This window comes from Fibrobacter sp. UWH9 (genome assembly GCF_900129715.1).
GTDB lineage: Bacteria > Fibrobacterota > Fibrobacteria > Fibrobacterales > Fibrobacteraceae > Fibrobacter.
The window spans coordinates 1-17107 of record NZ_FQWP01000028.1 but is presented as its reverse complement, the minus strand read 5'-3'; the positions used below and the strand labels follow the sequence as shown (position 1 = coordinate 17107).

General features: G+C 45.6%; 15 protein-coding genes. 8 read left to right on the top strand and 7 right to left on the bottom strand.

Annotation, left to right across the window (positions count from 1 at the left end; genetic code table 11):
- Positions 1 to 47 precede the first annotated feature (47 nt).
- Positions 48 to 1763 (top strand): GGDEF domain-containing protein, encoded by a 1716-nt coding sequence (locus BUB94_RS14830; RefSeq protein WP_073238472.1) that lies wholly within the window; start codon positions 48 to 50, stop codon positions 1761 to 1763.
- Positions 1764 to 1774: 11 nt separating this feature from the next.
- On the opposite strand, the gene BUB94_RS16555 is transcribed toward BUB94_RS14830, so the two are convergent.
- On the bottom strand, positions 1775 to 2209 hold the full coding sequence (locus tag BUB94_RS16555; RefSeq protein WP_139260266.1) for a hypothetical protein: 435 nt from the start codon (positions 2207 to 2209) through the stop codon (positions 1775 to 1777).
- A complete protein-coding gene (locus tag BUB94_RS14820; protein WP_073238469.1) occupies positions 2202 to 3599 on the bottom strand; it encodes a Y-family DNA polymerase in 1398 nt (465 codons plus the stop codon). The genes BUB94_RS16555 and BUB94_RS14820 overlap by 8 nt, the downstream gene beginning before the upstream one ends.
- Before the next feature lie 34 nt (positions 3600 to 3633).
- On the opposite strand from BUB94_RS14820, the gene BUB94_RS14815 reads away from it, so the two are divergent.
- The 4 genes from BUB94_RS14815 (at position 3634) to BUB94_RS14800 (ending at position 7103) form a co-directional block, all read left to right on the top strand.
- Positions 3634 to 4254 (top strand): xanthine phosphoribosyltransferase, encoded by a 621-nt coding sequence (locus BUB94_RS14815; RefSeq protein ID WP_073157856.1) that lies wholly within the window; start codon positions 3634 to 3636, stop codon positions 4252 to 4254.
- 4 nt (positions 4255 to 4258) lie between these two features.
- Complete coding sequence (locus BUB94_RS14810; protein WP_073157859.1) at positions 4259 to 5569, top strand: nucleobase:cation symporter-2 family protein; 1311 nt, start codon at positions 4259 to 4261, stop codon at positions 5567 to 5569.
- Positions 5570 to 5688: 119 nt separating this feature from the next.
- On the top strand, positions 5689 to 6285 hold the full coding sequence (locus BUB94_RS14805) for a hypothetical protein (protein ID WP_073238466.1): 597 nt from the start codon (positions 5689 to 5691) through the stop codon (positions 6283 to 6285).
- Positions 6285 to 7103 carry a hypothetical protein gene (locus BUB94_RS14800; RefSeq protein ID WP_073238463.1) on the top strand — a complete coding sequence of 273 codons (819 nt, stop codon included), beginning with the start codon at positions 6285 to 6287 and terminating at the stop codon, positions 7101 to 7103. Before BUB94_RS14805 ends, BUB94_RS14800 begins: the two co-directional genes overlap by 1 nt.
- Before the next feature lie 8 nt (positions 7104 to 7111).
- Here BUB94_RS14800 and BUB94_RS14795 read toward each other — a convergent pair whose 3' ends face one another.
- Positions 7112 to 8680 carry a GGDEF domain-containing protein gene (locus BUB94_RS14795; RefSeq protein ID WP_073238460.1) on the bottom strand — a complete coding sequence of 523 codons (1569 nt, stop codon included), beginning with the start codon at positions 8678 to 8680 and terminating at the stop codon, positions 7112 to 7114.
- A gap of 349 nt (positions 8681 to 9029) precedes the next feature.
- Between BUB94_RS14795 and BUB94_RS17255 the strand changes: the two genes are divergently transcribed.
- The gene (locus tag BUB94_RS17255) at positions 9030 to 10004 is read left to right on the top strand and encodes an SEC-C metal-binding domain-containing protein (RefSeq protein WP_073238459.1); all 975 of its coding nucleotides are present in this window, start codon (positions 9030 to 9032) and stop codon (positions 10002 to 10004) included.
- A gap of 5 nt (positions 10005 to 10009) precedes the next feature.
- On the opposite strand, the gene BUB94_RS14785 is transcribed toward BUB94_RS17255, so the two are convergent.
- From BUB94_RS14785 to BUB94_RS14775, 3 genes are all read right to left on the bottom strand, one after another.
- Positions 10010 to 11041 carry an alcohol dehydrogenase gene (locus tag BUB94_RS14785; protein WP_073238456.1) on the bottom strand — a complete coding sequence of 344 codons (1032 nt, stop codon included), beginning with the start codon at positions 11039 to 11041 and terminating at the stop codon, positions 10010 to 10012.
- Positions 11042 to 11068: 27 nt separating this feature from the next.
- Complete coding sequence (locus BUB94_RS14780; RefSeq protein WP_073238453.1) at positions 11069 to 11911, bottom strand: hypothetical protein; 843 nt, start codon at positions 11909 to 11911, stop codon at positions 11069 to 11071.
- A 200-nt stretch (positions 11912 to 12111) separates the two neighbouring features.
- Positions 12112 to 12669 (bottom strand): glutathione peroxidase, encoded by a 558-nt coding sequence (locus BUB94_RS14775; RefSeq protein ID WP_073238450.1) that lies wholly within the window; start codon positions 12667 to 12669, stop codon positions 12112 to 12114.
- A gap of 269 nt (positions 12670 to 12938) precedes the next feature.
- Here BUB94_RS14775 and BUB94_RS14770 point away from each other — a divergent pair, with 269 nt between their 5' ends.
- Positions 12939 to 14081: a PDDEXK nuclease domain-containing protein gene (locus BUB94_RS14770; protein WP_371586086.1), complete on the top strand. Its 1143-nt coding sequence runs from the start codon at positions 12939 to 12941 to the stop codon at positions 14079 to 14081.
- 7 nt (positions 14082 to 14088) lie between these two features.
- Complete coding sequence (locus tag BUB94_RS14765; RefSeq protein WP_139260265.1) at positions 14089 to 14556, top strand: hypothetical protein; 468 nt, start codon at positions 14089 to 14091, stop codon at positions 14554 to 14556.
- Here the strand turns inward: BUB94_RS14765 and BUB94_RS14760 are convergent, their stop codons facing one another.
- Positions 14557 to 16923: a TOTE conflict system archaeo-eukaryotic primase domain-containing protein gene (locus BUB94_RS14760; RefSeq protein ID WP_073238444.1), complete on the bottom strand. Its 2367-nt coding sequence runs from the start codon at positions 16921 to 16923 to the stop codon at positions 14557 to 14559.
- Positions 16924 to 17107: the final 184 nt, after the last annotated feature.

Sequence of the window (17107 nt, the reverse complement as noted above, 5' to 3'; positions counted from 1 at the left end):
ATCACAAAGGTAGTAAATCAAAAAAAATCATTTATATTTTTTAATATATGTCCACTATCGATATCTCAAACGCTATCTCCGCATTGGCCAAGACCTACTACAAGGTCTTGAAAGTCAATTTGACGGACGATACCTATCAAGTGGTCAAAATTCTCCCTACAGAGACCCCCGACGAGCAGAAAAACGACATCAAGAGCATTTCTCTATGGTTCATGATGTTCGCCGACAGGGGAAATATCTACGAAGCAGACGAAAATATCTACCGAACAAGGCTGACCCTGGATTCCCTCCGCAGCTTCTTTAAGGAAAACGACCGTTTCCGCCTAAGATACCGTCGAAAGACCGACGGCGTGTTCCGCTGGGTGTTCATGGAAATCATCAAGGCCGATGACTACACCGACAAGAACCAGTCCACATGGCTGTTTGTCCAGGACATTCACGATTCCTACGTCCACGAGATGGAAGTGCAGCGTGAACTGGAGCATTTCTGCAAGTATGACACTCTAACCGGATTGAATAACTTTTACTCTTATCAGACCCAGTGCCGCAATTACGCAAGCCAGCAGGAGCCAGAAAGTATCGGCGTGATTTTTGCCGACCTAAACGGTCTCAAGCTGATTAATGACACTCGCGGTCATGCCGCCGGCAATGACTTCTTGCGTTCCTTCACCAGCAAGCTGGTCGAAAATTTCAAGCACGAACTCATCTACCGAATCAGCGGCGACGAATTTCTGATCGTGATCCACGGAAGCGACAAGGAAGACGTTCAATTCCTGGCCGACAACTTCCATGCCTACCTGAGCAAGGATCCCGTTCCCCAGGCCTCCATCGGCTGCAGCTGGAGCAAGAATCCCAAGCATATCGAAGACGTGGCCCGCGATGCCGAAACCAAGATGTATAAGGACAAGGAAGCCTTCTACGAGAAGCATCCCGAATACAAGCGCGGCATTGCAGAACTGAGCTACAAGCGCGAAATTGACGCCATCCTTCGCAGCCTTTCCAATTCTTACGCCCTGATGGCAACCATCGACCTAGAAAAGAACAGCTACTGGGTCTTAAAAACCTTGGCAAAATCCAACGCCCCCAAGTCCTTGACCTTTACCGGAATCATGAACGACACCATTCAGCTGGTGGATCCCGAATACAAGGAAATCGTAGCCCAGTTCTTTGACATCCAGTTCCTGAAAAGGGATCTGAAAAAGAACAAGAGTCTCGTTTACGAATACAAGACCATCGCCGGACACTGGCATCAGGCCACCTTCAGAACCATCGAAGAAATTGATGGGGAACCGTCCAAGGCACTATTCATCCTGGAACTGGTGGACCATGGCCGTGCCGCCCGACTGGAACAAGTTCGCGATTTGCAATTCGAACATCAGATTATCGAAGGTCTCAGCAAGAACTACACCATGATCTGCCGAATTGAACTGGCCTCCAAGAAAGTTCAGCTGTACAAGAATATTTCGCTCGTCGAAAATGTCACTACAGCCATGAAGGTTCTTGACTACGATGCCGTCGTCAAATGGTTCATCCAGAAATATGTTATTCCCGAAGACCAGGATCGTCTAACGGCATTCATGGACTTCAGCAATGTACGTTCTAAACTTGAAAAAATGGAACAGACTTCAATCCTGTTCCGCACCACGCCGGATTTCCACAACACAAAGGGCATTAGCTACAGCCAGTTCCTCTTCTACCGACTGAAAAGCGACCCCGACAAGATTGTCATGGCCACCAAGAACGTGACCAACTCCATGGGATAATTCAAAACCACTTAAGCAAACTTAATCCACTGGATATCATTCAGTGGAATTTTTGTATCTACAATTTGGAGCGTTGCCGTATTCAAGTCCAGTTTGGCGGCAAGACCTTCAATTTCTCTGTAGGTCCCTACGCCTGCAGCAAGGATTTTGTCTTGCACAAAATAACTGACACGAATTGTCGGATGTTCACCACGTTGCAGACGTTCCGACAAGGCGGCCAACGCCTCGTCCAGTTCAATGCGGGAATCCTCCATCAGTTCTTCCTGACGGATGGTCAGCTTCTTTTCGGCAGTTTCCGCAATGGCATCGCTATGGCCGCGGAGGGCGGCAAAGGGAGCAAAAATCTTCGCACGATTTTCAATAGACATGCGAGGATGCTTGATGAGAAAATTCCAGTCGTTCCGCGGGTAAGGCAAATTGATAATGTCTTCGTAGTTATCAGGCACGATGACCTCCGATTTGTCCATTGCGTTCCACCGTAGTGGCTCCTTCCTGCAAGTCCATGCCCTTGATAATGGCGTTCTTGCCAAAGCGTTTCTTGATCAGCAGTTCCGCCTTCAAGCGTTTCTTTTCCTTCTCCTGCTTTTCAACATCGGTAAAAAGGTCCACTTCCTCGTAACTCACGTCCAGCACATCGTTAGCCACAAGATTCAGACGTTTCAAGGTCAGCTTCGGATTCACAATCCGGTCGAACAGTTTCATCACCGCCTCGGCAATAGCGGACTGGGAACAAGTATAGCGGCCCAGATTTGCAGATCCGTGAGCGGGCTTCGGTATTTCCCGTCCGTAGTTATCGATAACCGTGGGGCCTACATAAATTCCCTTGTCCACATTTTCGCGGTCATAGCCCATCATCAAGGTTAGACTGTTTGTCACCAGATTCTTGTCTATCAAATCCAATGTCAGGGAGTCTACCATTTCGCGAACGACAATGCGGGCCTTTTCTGCCGTGTAGGGGCAGCTCAAAACCTGGCCGCCACCAATGCTGTTGGATTTTGGTTTGTACTTCTTGATTTCGGCAATGGTACAAGGTTCATAGCCCCAGGCATGGTCAATCAGGATTTCGGCATTAATGCCGAACATCTTATAAAGGGCATCGGCATTCTTGACACTTACACGGGCAAGGTCACCCATGGTATAAATTCCACGACCGCGATTCAGGTTACAATTTTCCAGACGTTCCGCAATCCCGCGGCCAATCTGCCAGAAACTGGTAAGAGGACGATGATTCCACAGGTTCCTGCGAAAACTCATTTCGTCCAGTTCCGCAATGCGGACTCCGTCTTCATCGGCATCTACATGCTTGGCCATAATATCCATGGCAATCTTGCACAAGTAAAGGTTGCTGCCGATTCCCGCCGTTGCGGTTATACCCGTAGTTTCAAGTACGTCCTGGACCATGGTCTTCGCCAATTCCCGGGCCGTTTTCTTATAAAGTTTGAGGTACTGGGTAACGTCCAAAAAACATTCATCGATGGAGTAATTGTGAATGTCTTCGGCACTCACATATTTTAGGTAGACGTTATAAACCTTGGTAGAAAATTCCACATATTTCGCCATGCGGGGCGGAGCCACAATGTAATCCACATCCACACCTGTACGACGTTTCACCTCTTTTAATTTCTGGATTACTTCGAATAAGCGGGCTCGGCCAGGAATTCCGTAAGCTTTCAGGCTCGGGCTCACCGCCAGGCAAATCGTCTTTTCAGTACGGCTGGCATCGGCCACCACCAAGTTCGCCTTCAACGGATCCAACCCCTGCAGGACACATTCCACAGAGGCAAAAAAGGACTTCAAGTCGATCGCTATAAAGGTGCGCCTTTGAGAATTTGCCATAAGGTCAAATATAGATTTTCCTAGATTTTCCCGCATGAACTTTCTAGAAGAAAAAATTCTCCGTGACGGCAACATTAAGGAAGGCAACATCCTTAAGGTTGACAGTTTTTTAAATCATCAGATCGACGTTGATATTATGCGCCAGATGGCCTACGAATTCCAGCGTCGCTATCGCGATGTGGAAATCAACAAGATCCTGACTATTGAAGCCAGCGGTATTGCCATCGCCACTTTGCTGGGCCACCTTTACGACGTACCCGTGGTTTTCGCCAAGAAGAGTCAGACCGCAAACAGCACCGACGACAAGTACGTTGCCCAGGCCTACTCCTTCACCCACAAGAAGATGAACAACGTGTTCATTTCCAAGCCCTACATGAAGGCAACCGATAAAGTCCTCATCGTAGACGACTTCCTGGCAGATGGAGCCGCAGCCCACGCCCTCATCGACCTGGTCCATCAGGCCGGCGGTACCGTGGCAGGTCTCGGCATCGCCATCGAAAAGGGTCAGCAGAAGGGAGGCGCAACACTCCGCGCCGAAGGCTACCGCGTAGAATCCATCGCCATCGTCGAATCCATGGACTGGGAAACTCAGACCATCAAGTTCCGCGAACAGCCGGAACTGCCGTTGCAGAATACAAATTTGAAACTGGGGTAACAGTATGAACAATTCATCAGAGAACATTTACCAGCTGGACGGTCGCGTTCCAGTTCTCAAGGCGTTACCATTCGGCCTGCAGCATGTGCTAGCCATGTTTGTCGCCAACATAACCCCCATCATGATCCTTGCCGGGGTTGTAAACCTGGATAAGGGACTGACTGCGGCCCTCGTTCAAAACTGCATGATCATCGCAGGTATCGGCACCCTGGTGCAGCTTTTCCCCATCTGGAAAATCGGTTCCAGATTGCCCATCGTCATGGGCATCAGCTTTACCTTCCTTTCCGTTTCCATCGGCATTGCCACCACCCAAGGCATGGGCACCCTCATGGGCGCCGTGATTGTAGGCGGTATCGTCGAAGGCCTGCTTGGTCTTTGTGCAAAATACTGGCTGAAACTTATCCCCCACATCGTCGCTGCAACCGTGGTGACGGCCATCGGATTTTCTCTCTTGCCTATCGGTGCAAATTCCTTCGCCGGCGGCCAGGGTTCTGCGGACTTCGGTGCCACCCACAACTGGATTGTAGGAAGCGTCACCTTGCTCACTTGCTTGCTCACTCAAGTGTTCGCCAAGGGTTTTCTCAGGTCCCTTTCTGTACTGGTAGGCCTTATTGTTGGCTACATTCTCGCCCTCTGCATGGGCATGGTAGATTTCTCGGGACTATCCAACTGCAGCATCATCGCCCTTCCCAAGATACTCCCCTTCACTCCGGAATTCCACTTGGGCCCCATCCTTTCTGTGGTGGCCATCTTCCTGGTTTCTGCGACAGAAACTGTGGGCGATTCTAGCGCCCTGGTGAACGGCGCACTCAAGCGTCAAATCCACAAAGTCGAAATGGGAGGCGCCATCTCCTGCGATGGTTTTGTCAGCACAATTTCCGGTATCTTCGGTTGTACCCCCATCACCTCCTTCAGTCAGAACGTGGGCCTGGCTTCCCTCTCCGGCGTCGTGAACCGATTCACCATCGCTACAGGAGCAGTCATCATGTTGCTGGGCGGTATCTTCCCGCCGGTGGGAACGTTGCTTACAACTATCCCCCAGGCTGTGCTTGGCGGCTGCACCATCATGATGTTCGGATCCATTCTTTTTGCAGGATTCGGCATGATGTCCAAGAGCGGTTTTAGCCAGCGTAACATGATCATTACCAGCCTCTCCCTTAGCGTAGGCCTAGGCTTCACCCAGGCAACTGGCATGTTCAAGGAATTCCCCCAAATTATCCAGACCATCTTTGCAGAGAATTGTGTGGCTGTGGTTTTTGTGTTAGCGGTAATTCTAAATCTTGTTCTGCCCAAGGACAAAACAAAAACAGCATAAGGCTCCAATTCTAAACTATTGTTTACGATCAGGCACAATAGTTCGTGACCTAAATCATCTTTTGCAAAAAAAAGAGAACGACTTTCAGAAAGCCGTTCTTTTTGTCTATATTTATTTTCATGAAAAATACAAGGTTAGGAACACATCTCGCTATTATAGCCCTTTCTTCGGCATGTTTCATCGCATGTGCCGACGACACCAGCACAACCACAGGCTCATACAGATCCTGCAGTCGCGTTTCTTCACTGAATGACTATCAGAAAAATTTCGGTAAGTACAAACTGAACGAAAAAATTCCATTCAAGCATTCCGACGGACAAGACATCTTTCTCACCGTCACAAAGGCGCTTAACGACGCAGACAGCATGTCTTGCCAGGTCTTTCGAGATGTTTGGCTGGAATCCGACTACCCCATCTTATCAATCAAGCTGAATGCCAGTTCCGTCGATTCCTCAAGCACTTCTATCAGAACGATCAAGGCTACCATAGGCAAGCACGAATTCTATCTAGACGATCCGTCTACATCTCACAATCTAGACACTTTGATTGAATCGCTAAAAGTCAACAAGAATACCTATCACGACGTAGCCGTGGTCAAGGACCTTAGTTCCCTCAATAGTGGAGCCATGGTTTACTACAATCAGAAATCGGGAATCATAAGAATCGACCTAGAAGACGAAAGTTCCATCACCTTGAACGAAAGGGAGGGATACTAATGAAAAGATTTCTCATCCTTGCCATGAGTGCACTGTATTTTACCGGCTGCTCGGATTCTTCGTCTTCAGCCAACGACCATCTATATTTCTCCGACACATTAATCCCATACGTCGATGGTCATAAACATTTTACCAAGGATAGTTCCATTTACTTCAAGGACTCCCATGGTTTTACAGATGAAATAAGGCACTCTATTTCTTTTACCGAAGACGACATTCCTTCATTGAAATACGAGGGAGTCGCAAGCACCATGCCGATTGAACTCGGACTAAGAATAGACGCAACAACTTACGGAGGATCCATTTTTGTCACTTGCGGAGAAGTCAACGCTTTTGTCAGCTCTCGCCCGATAGACGAAAACGACCAGGACAATCCGTTTTTCAAAAGTGAATACAAGGATTCTGTCTCGATTAACGACACGTACTACAAAAATGTCCTTATCCTTGAAACGCCCCAAAAAAAGGGTGATTCCTGTAACGTAGGCAAATTCTACTACGCCGCCAGAGAAGGCATAATCAGAATAGTTGCCAAGAACGGGACCAATATCGACCGCATCAGCAAGAAGATGTATCAGGAAATCAAGGACAAACGTATCGAAGATGCTGCAAGGGCTGATTCCATTCAAGCCGCCATCGCAGACTCCGTTGCAAAAGCCGTTGCAGATTCAATCATCAAGGCAAATTCCCAGCCTTCCGATACATCAGACGGCACTATCATTTCCCAGGAAGTAATTGATGCAGCCGAATCCATCGCCGACTGCATCAAAAAGGCATACGCCGCAGGCTCCCTTACTGCAATCAAGGATTGCAAGATTTAAGCAAGTTCCTAGTCCGATTTCTTCACCGATGTGTTCATGCTCTTAACATACAGAAAAACGTTAGGGGATTCATCGGTGTAATCGGACGCTCTCAAGAGTTCCATCAAGGCTGTTTCTACACCTAGCTTGGTATTCTTTCGATAGACAAACGAGAAGGATTTCCGCCCATTCACAAAATGCTTGCGCAGATTTTCAAGATTGGTCTGTTGCAAAAAGTTTTTCACATCATCTATATACACCCGACCCTGTCGGGCGTAATTTTCAAGCCACTTGGAATGTTCCGTAGAAAAGCCTCGACGCGGGTCTCTTTCGCTGGGATCCATCTGGACAATGTCAAAAGTATCCGTAGCCAAATTCAACTTCAGGATCTTCGTATAGGAATTACAGACCGCCCCGAAGGCTTCACGCAATTTTCGACGGTCGACACCCTTATTCCTATAATAGTTACTCTTGTCCAATCGCATCATATTGTCAGCGATAGCCTTTAACTCAACCACATCTGACATGGGGAAATTCCGCTTTTCGGCAAAGCCAATGGACAGCGCAAGTTCCTTCACCTTTTGACCTTGCCAGCGAGAGACTTCATTTAAAAGTCTCGTTTTAAAGAAGGTTCCATCGCCATCAAAACGAGCCAAGACCATGAACTCTTCACCACCATATCGGTAAACCTTTCCTTTGGAACCGAATGCCCTGGAAATACAGGCCGCAGCAGCCAACACCAATTCATTACCGGCTTCCTGGCCCAGGCTATCATTTACCTGTTTGAGCCCGTTAATGTCTATGGAATATACAATAGCAGAATCTTCCAACGGCTCATTCCTATAACGTTTAGCGTCTTCTTCCATGGCGTGGCGGTTAAACACCTTGGTAAGGCCATCGGTATTCGCCTCCACCGTCATACGTTCGTTGTGTTCACGGGCAGCAATAAAAATATGGACGATGCAACAACCAATGAAATAGCTCATCGAGTTGAACGGACAGCCCGAGAATTGCAACTGGAGAATTCCAAAAATAAACGGCATGATGACGAACATCAGAACAGGGAATTGTCGGCCATCATCCTTGCGACTATTCTTGATACAGAAGTAGGCCATCACAAGACCGGCCACCACAATAATCAAGTGCGGGGCCAGCATGGCCACCCAGCGCAGGCTTTCGGCGACATAGGCGTTATCTTCTGATATAGAGAATATGGTCGGGTAAAAGAAATTGCGAACAACAAGGATCAATTGCAAAGAAACGATCACAACGCCAAAAACACGAAAAACCTTCTGATGCTGAATCCCTTTTCGCAGGAAGGTCAGCAAGAAGTCTAACCAGAAATAAGCCGATACGATTGTGCATACATGAAACACCGTCGATGTCACAAAGAACAACGAGGGGATACCTACCGCCTCAAAACTAGACAGTTCCCAGACCGCATCCTGGAAACAGAAAAAAACACTCCAGGCAAGCAATTTTCTAAAGGCTCGATTCAGGGGAGAAATTTCGTCGCGATAGATATACGAATGCCTTAAAATAATGGCAAGCACAACAACATAAACTAAATCAGTAATCCAATAAAGATGATTTTCCATACAGGGTTAATCTAACAAAAAAACAACTCCAAAAAAGACTTTACATCACACCTCTCGGATATTTTTTCAAAATTCATCCAAGATGTATACACTTTCTTATGACATTCTCTTTCAAAAGCGATGTCAAACTAATTCAGAAACAGCACCACTTGTACTGACGCTTACCCGTACAGGCAGCCACTCCAATCTGCTGAAGAAATAACTCTACACAATCGCACTTTGATCACAACAGCATAATATTTACCAAATCTTACCAAAAACAATACATTTGGTAAAGATATGATAGGAAGACAGAAAAGATAGCGCAACCATACCTTCATTCAGCAACTGGAGTGAAGCATTCCTTGCGTTGGAAAAACTTCTGGAAAAAAGTAAAACCAAGAAGAAAGTCATCTTCATCGACGAAATGCCTTGGATAGACACACCGAAGTCCAAGTTCATCAGCGCCCTGGAAAACTTCTGGAACGGTTGGGCAAACCTCCGCGACGACATCTACCTCATCGCAACCGGCTCGGCCACATCGTGGAAGGCTGAAAAGCTATTCAGCAATCAGGGTGGGCTCTATAACCGCATCACCCAGCAGATTTATCTTTCACCCTTTACCCTGGGCGGAGTGCCGTACTACTTGAGTTTGCTGGACGGTCAAAAGAGCCTTGCGCAAAATATAGACAGCCTATTTTTTGAAAAAAATGCACGACTGCAAAATGAGTTCGAGGAACTGTACACCACGCTTTTCAATGATGCCGAAAAATACATATCCATCGTTGAATTGTTGGCACAAAATAAGAAGGGCGTTACCAGGGAATTTATCGCAGAAAAAATACACCTCACCGGCGGGATACTGACCAAGTACCTGAACAATCTGGAACGTTGTGATTTTATACAAAGTTTCACACCTTTTGGCAGAAAGAAGAAAGGATCCATTTTTAAGCTTGTAGATTTTTATACACTGTTCCATCTCAAGTTCATCAAGGGTTATTCAAAACGGAATCACAAGTTCTGGACCCATTCCCTTAACACCCCAGGAATCAACAGTTGGCAAGGACTTGCCTTTGAATTGGTTTGCTTGCAGCATATTGACCAAATAAACGAAGTTGAAAGAGTGCTTAGGCCGTTGCAGGAATTCAACAACAATTGCAGAATGTGGACAAACCTAGGGCACACTCCGCTTAGCTTGCCTAGACCAGGTAGCAAAGCGAATCCATTCGGATTAGCAAATGGGATTCCTTTCCAAAATAGCGGTCCTAAGGTCGGACGCAATGATCCCTGTCCTTGCGGCAGCGGGCTGAAATTCAAGAAGTGCTGCGGCAAAAACATGAACTAAAGCATCTACACAACAGCCACTTTAATCACGCCGTCCAACTTATTTTCAAAAATGCGGTAAGCTTCTTCAATGTCCTGCAGGGGGAACTTGTGGGTGATTAGCGGGGTGGTATCAATTTTACCCTGCTCGATGAGGGATAGAATTTCGGCACAATCGCAACCGTCAACACCACCGGTTTTGAAGATGAGATTCTTGCCGTACATTTCAGGCAGCGGAAGCGTCATAGGTTTGTCGTAGAGGGCCACCACTGTCACGATGGCGTTGGGTCTTGCGCATTCCCAGGCCATGCGGAAAGTGTCTTCGGTTCCGGCCACTTCAATGACAACGTCGGCACCGCCGTGGGCACTTTCCCTTTGCACCACCGCACCACATTCCTCCGGCGTAGTCACAATCACCTGGGGATAATGCTTGCGCACAAATTCGCGACGCATTTCATCCTTTTCGCAAACGATAATCTTCGCCGGATTCTTTAGCATCACACAAAGCAGCGTGCAAATGCCTGTAGGGCCAGCGCCAATAATCAACACCGTATCCTCAGTCTTGATTTCAGAAATGCGGGCCGCCCAGAATCCGGTGGCCAGCACATCGCCCACAAAAAGAGCCTGTTCGTCGCTGACAGAATCAGGAATCCTGTTCAGCCCCTGATCTGCATAAGGTACCCGCACAAATTCCGTCTGGCCGCCATCAATGCGGCAGCCCAGAGCCCAACCACCATTTTTATCGGTGCAGTTGTTCACGAAACCCTTCTTGCAGAAAAAGCATTCCCCGCAAAAAGTTTCCACATTCACCGTCACACGGTCGCCGGCCTTCACGTTTTTCACATCATCACCGACGGATTCCACCACACCCACCATTTCATGGCCTACGGTAATTCCCGGCACCGCCCGGGGCACAGAACCATGCTTAATGTGCAAGTCACTGGTACAGATGCTCCCCATGGTCACACGAACAATGGCATCCTTCGAATCCTGAAGTACAGGCTTCGGCTTTTCCATCAATTCAAACTTCTTGTGTTCTTTATAAACGTAGGCTTTCATAATGGTAGGGTTATTTTTGGCTCTACTTTAATAAAAAATCTCAGGCGTGATACGATTTCTTCTTTTTGCAGAAGGGCGTCCAAGCAAATCAAAATATTGGAATTTCCTGATATTTGATGGACGTTTGTTACGTGCAATAGATGTCGTATTTTCTGAATCAATCTTCACGAAATAAACGATTGTATAGTCGTTGTCACTTGCAGCCTCCTTGATAACAAACCCATTTTCGGTTTCTTCCAAGGTATAGGTTTTGCTGACATTGTTTTCTATTTTCCAATCACCACCATTATAGTAGTATTCGTATTCCAGGCACTGCTTGCTGTTTGCTGGATCCCTTACAATAACGAGTTTTTCATCTTCTCTACTTTCCCCATCATCATCGGGGCCCCTGTTTGCGTATATAAATATCGAATCATTCTTTATGACTTTGTAAATAGAATCAACAGTATACTCGTAGTTGAGAATAAAGATGGAATCCTTGAATATTCTTTGGTCTAGCCATGGTCTATCTGGGAAATCCCCAACAACAGAAAAGTATTCGTCTTTTTGCTGGTATGAAATTGTAGCCGGCGATGGTGCACATGTGTAGTTCGATTCGTCAACCTTATCGCCTTCGACAACTCTTTTTGACCTGCATAATTCAGAAAGCGTATTGCCATCCCATTTTAATTTTGAGGTCTCATAATAATAGTCCGTAAAAAAAGATTCGCCATCCCAACCTTCCATTGGGTAAGCTAGATACGTGCTGTCTAAAACATAACCCGGAAAGGCATACATTCCTCCAAAGTCATTATGAACGAATATGTTTAGGCAATCTAAGGCAAAAACATTCCATACAAGGGACATTAGAATAAGGAGGATTTTCTTCATTATTTTCTTTTCTGCTATGTGTAACAGCTAATCGTAAATACGGCACAAATATAATTTTTGTTATTAGAGTTCCCACATCGCCCCTCGCAGGCTAAACCTTCTCAAACATTACGAACTTCTCCTTCATGGAAATCTTGCTTACCTTGTAGCCAAATTCCAGAAGTTCCTTTTTGTAAGTCAAGAAGGAATGGTCAATGGGATTACTTTCCCAAAGCCTTCTGAATAGCTGGTTCCAAATCCTTGCCAGTAGCCGCAGGTTCAAAACGGCCCAGCACTTCACCCTCGGCACTTACCAGGAACTTAGTAAAGTTCCAGCGGATATCGTTATCCCCGGTGGACTGCTTGTTGGCCTTGGACGCCATGATGGTCACCAGGCTCATCAGCGGATGCTTCAGGCTGAATTTCTTCACGCCAGTCTGAGCCTTAAGCCACTGATAAAGAGGAATGGCATTTTCGCCGTTCACATCAATCTTTTGGAAGCGGGGAAACTTGGTGCTAAAACGCAATGTGCAGAATTCCTGAATTTCCTCGTCAGTTCCGGGAGCCTGGCTGCCGAACTGATTGCAGGGAAAATCCAGAATTTCCAAACCCTGCGGGCCATACTTATCGTAAAGTTCATCCAGGTCGTTGTACTGAGGCGTAAACCCGCACTTGGTAGCCGTATTCACAATCAGCAGCACCTTGCCCCTGAATTGAGAAAGGGAGACTTCTTCACCCTTGTTATTCTTCACCGTAAATTGATAAATATCCTGGGACATAGGAACTCCTGTGATAAGGCGACCTATTTTGTAGGCAATATACAAACTATATCGTGCACGATACAATAGCAAAAAGGGACAGATACCCTAAAATCAAATGCCCGGCATTTCTGCCAAGTTATGTCAAAGAATGCGTTCCCCATCTTTTCGTTCATCGCCCCTTGACATCCTAAATTTTCTAAACTATATTTTTAGTGCACAAAGATGCATTTAATAAACTTTGATTTATGCCCTGCCGTTTTCGCATGTCCGCAGGGAAGGAGATGATGATGGAAAAAGTAAGCCCATTTTATAATGAAGCCGTCCAGCAAATAAAATCCGCAATCTTAGAAAGCCAGCTTGAATCTGCAAAGGCCGTGAATAGGCAAATGCTTTCCCTGTATTATGCTATAGGTAGGTTCGTTTCGGAAAACTCTCGCGAAGGAACCTGGGGAACAAGTGCCATTAACACAATCAGTGCACAACTGCGGCAAGAATTGCCCGGTTTGCGTGGATTTTCGTCCTCAAACATCAAAAACATGAGGCTGTTTTATGAATCATGGCAGCCCGCTTTAAATCGCTCGCCAACGGCGAACGATTTGGAAAATGCCGAAAACGGTCCAAAATCCCCGAAAATTTCGATTTTTGCACTTCTCGATATAAATCGCCAGCCGTTGGCTGACGATTTAGACTTCTCAGAATTCCTGTCACTGAGTTTCACTCACCACATGGAAATCCTTCTGAAAACATCCTCGCTAAAAGAACGAGCGTTCTACATCCATCAGGCCGTCATCAACCACTGGGATAAATACACCCTGCGAAATTACCTCAAGGCAGATCTTTTTCACCATCAAGGGCAAATGCCAAATAATTTTGCATTGACCATGCCTAAAACTCTTCATGCACAAAAAGCTATCGCCATGTTCAAGGACGAATATCTGCTAGATTTCATCAATGTGGAAGAAATTGATGAAAGAAATCCGCAGGATATCGACGAGCGCATTGTCGAAAATTCCATTGTTCAAAACGTCAAGAACTTCATTTTAACTTTTGGAAAAGATTTCACATACGTCGGGCACCAGATCCACCTCGAAAAACTTGATCACGATATGTGGGTGGACTTACTATTTTTCAACCGGGAACTTCAAAGCCTTGTTGTCGTGGAACTTAAGAAAGGCGACTTCAAGCCGTCATATTTAGGGCAACTGGCCGCATATATGCGCGTGCTGAACGATGACGAACGCAAAACTAACGAAAACCCTGTTATCGGAATAATCCTGTGTCAAAATGCAGACAAACCTTATGTTGAATACCTGCTCCAAGATTACAATCAACCAATGGGCGTTGCTACATATAAAGTCATGCCCGAGAAATTAAAGGCCGTATTGCCTGACGAAAAAATGCTTTTTGAGGCAATGCGAAAACAACCTTAAGGAAACTATGAAAAATCCAATTGATCAACTTATGGACTGGCGAGAATTCGTTCCCGAAGGAGACGTTCTTGCCGGACTGAATACACTAGCCTTATTTTTCCAAAATGGAGACGTCACAAGCGTTAAGGAAAATCAAAAATATGTGGCACAACTTTTTGCTTTCCTAAAGGCATGCAAGGGCTTTGTCGAAGATATTGAGCCCCTGCTCTATTCTGCACTGAAAGATTGTTCCGACGATGTAGCCGACACATTTCAGTTTGCTCCCGGCGCAAGGAACATCAAGTGCAACAATGCCGACGAATTTTTCAAAATGTGCGAGCAGAACAACATATCCATCAAGGATGCATGCAGGTTCATCTTTTCTGGCATTACGTTGAAAAAGGCTACGGAACTTTTCAACCAGCCTAGGGAATTTCTCGAAAAGAACTACAACTTCGAAACAAGGCAGAACCGCGACAGGATTTCGCTGAAGTAATCACGACAGGTGATATCCAAGAGCCTCGTATCCCTTAACACGCTTTTGATGCATTCTTGCCAAAACAGGAACATTCCCGTCAACATAGTCATATACGCGAACTTCTGTTTTTCCAACAGATTCGCGATGCAATCTTCCCACATACTGCGCCAGCGTTCCCTTCCACGAAATAGGAAAAGGCAAGAATAAAGCATCCAGTTCCTTGAGGTCAAAGCCCTCGCCAATGTAACGGCCGGTTGCAAGAATTACGATATTCGAATCAATCTTCGCATCATTGATTTCTTCCATAATGCGTTTTAGCTGTTTCTTTCCCATACCACCTTTCAAAAGAAAAAGGTGTTCAACATCTGCATGCAAACGTTCGTAAAACCAGTCCAGGTGCTCTGTCCTTTCAGACAGCACAAGAATTTGACGACGCTCCTTATAAGCCTGTAAAATTTCACCAGCAACCAGCTCATTTCGTTTTTCGTCTTGCCAAAGTTCGTTAAAGACTTCCTGTATTTGCAATTTAGCGGCATCATTCTGGAGACGAAAATCTGTATTTCGCACAATTACAGAATGAGAAAAATCTCGTTCCGTAGCCTGTTTCTTCGCACTAACAGAATAACGCACTGGTCCCAAATTCATTAAAACAATCGGGTGTTGCCCATCCTTACGAGACAAGGTCGCCGACAGCCCCACCTTATAAAGAGCATCGCTTTGGCGAACCGCCTGCTCAAAAGAAAACGCCGAAATATGATGGCACTCATCTACAATAACTTGCCCATATTCATTAAGCCATTCTACAGTTTTTCCATCACGATAAACGCTAGAAATCAGAGCCACATCAATTTTACCGAAATGCTTCTTCTTAGTTCCGCTAAATTGTCCAACTTCTTTTTTGGGAACATTTAGAAATGCGCAAATTCGCTCCACCCATTGATCCATAAGTTGTGTACGATGCACAAGAATCAATGTATTGACTTTTCGTTTCGCAATAAGCCACAGGGCAACAATAGTCTTACCAAAGGCTGTTGTCGCGGACAAAATTCCATTTTCATGTTTCAACAAAGCTTCTGCAGCAAGCAACTGTTCAGGATAAAGATTTCCCTCAAAAGAAACATCCATCGGCAGCCCGCAATTTCGTTCATCATTAACAACAGGTTCGATATTATAATGCTGCAGCAAATTAATCAACTTGTCAAAGCAACCAACAGGAATCGCGATATGTTTCGAGTAAAAATCATAGCAATAAAGAATCCTTGGTTTTCCCCACACCGGCAATCTCAAGGCCTGCGCCTGATAAAATTCCGGGTTCTGAAATGATGCCAACCTCAAAATTCTATTTCGGAATAAGGCAGGCAACCCCGCAGATTCAATAAAAATTTGATTGCTGATAGTGATGTTTATTTTTTGCGGTAATACAGCCTTTATTTCAGGATAACTCGGACTACTTTTCCATGGTTCATCGTCAACAGAAGCATCTGAAACAGGCAAAATTTCACGATGGGACCTGGCCTTAAAAACATAATCTTCAACAAAACTCTTGCCTATTTTCTGTATTGAAGAAAGGTACGCCCATTGGTCCTCATAAACATCACCGGTATCAGGATTTATAAACGACGAATGATTTTTCTCACGAGCCTTTTTTTGTAACGGCAAAGCAATCAGATTTCCTAAGCCACCCTTTGGCATAAAATCCTGATTCGGGAAAAATCTATCAAAAGAATTCATTCCAATTTGCGGACGCAAATCAAGGGCCTTCGTCATCAGAGCAGAACCTAGCTCTCGAGCAAGTTTCGCAGGAATGCATTCGTCAAAGAAAATCCATACATGCCCACCGCAACCAGAGCGGGAACGTTCTAACGAAGAAAAAATATTTTCCGCCTTACAGGCCGACATAAACGCAGATGCGTCATCCAGCCAATCGCCATCATCAAAATCCACTGCAAGGAATTTACAGGTGTCATCTTCTAAAAGAGGATATATCCCAGCAACAAAAGGGCGCGAACCATTCCAGCAAGGTTCCTCACCTCTCAAGTGATTTTCGATTACCGATGCAGTCATCGGCAAAAAACATCGACTTGAACAATCTCCGCATTTCACCTTTGGCTTGTTGCAGACTCCCGGCACCCATTCGTTTTTACATACCGGCTGATAGCCTGACTTTCCCGTTTTGGCACTTTCAAAACGCCTTGCATAGACATCTGAACGCCCTTGAAAAAGCGACTGATACAACTTCACCTTTTCCATGACAGGAGAAAACTTATCAACAACAGCAGCGGAGCGTTTTAGCAAGGCTATCCGCTCGTCAATTTCCTGCAAACGTTTTAACAGGGCTGATTTTTCAGCTTCAAGATTGGAAAGGGGGTTAGTCAACTCTTGCATCGGTAAAATCTAAATTTTTACCGATGGTTTAAAATTTCGGGTTATTGCCAAACAAGGTCTTTTTCTCATAAAAAAAACAAGAAAAAGATGGCTCTTCATCAACATGTGTGGGTGGCTTCGCCACCCTTTTTTGTTGACTTTCGCCTAAATTAAACAAAAAATGGGCTATTTTCTAAAATTTAAT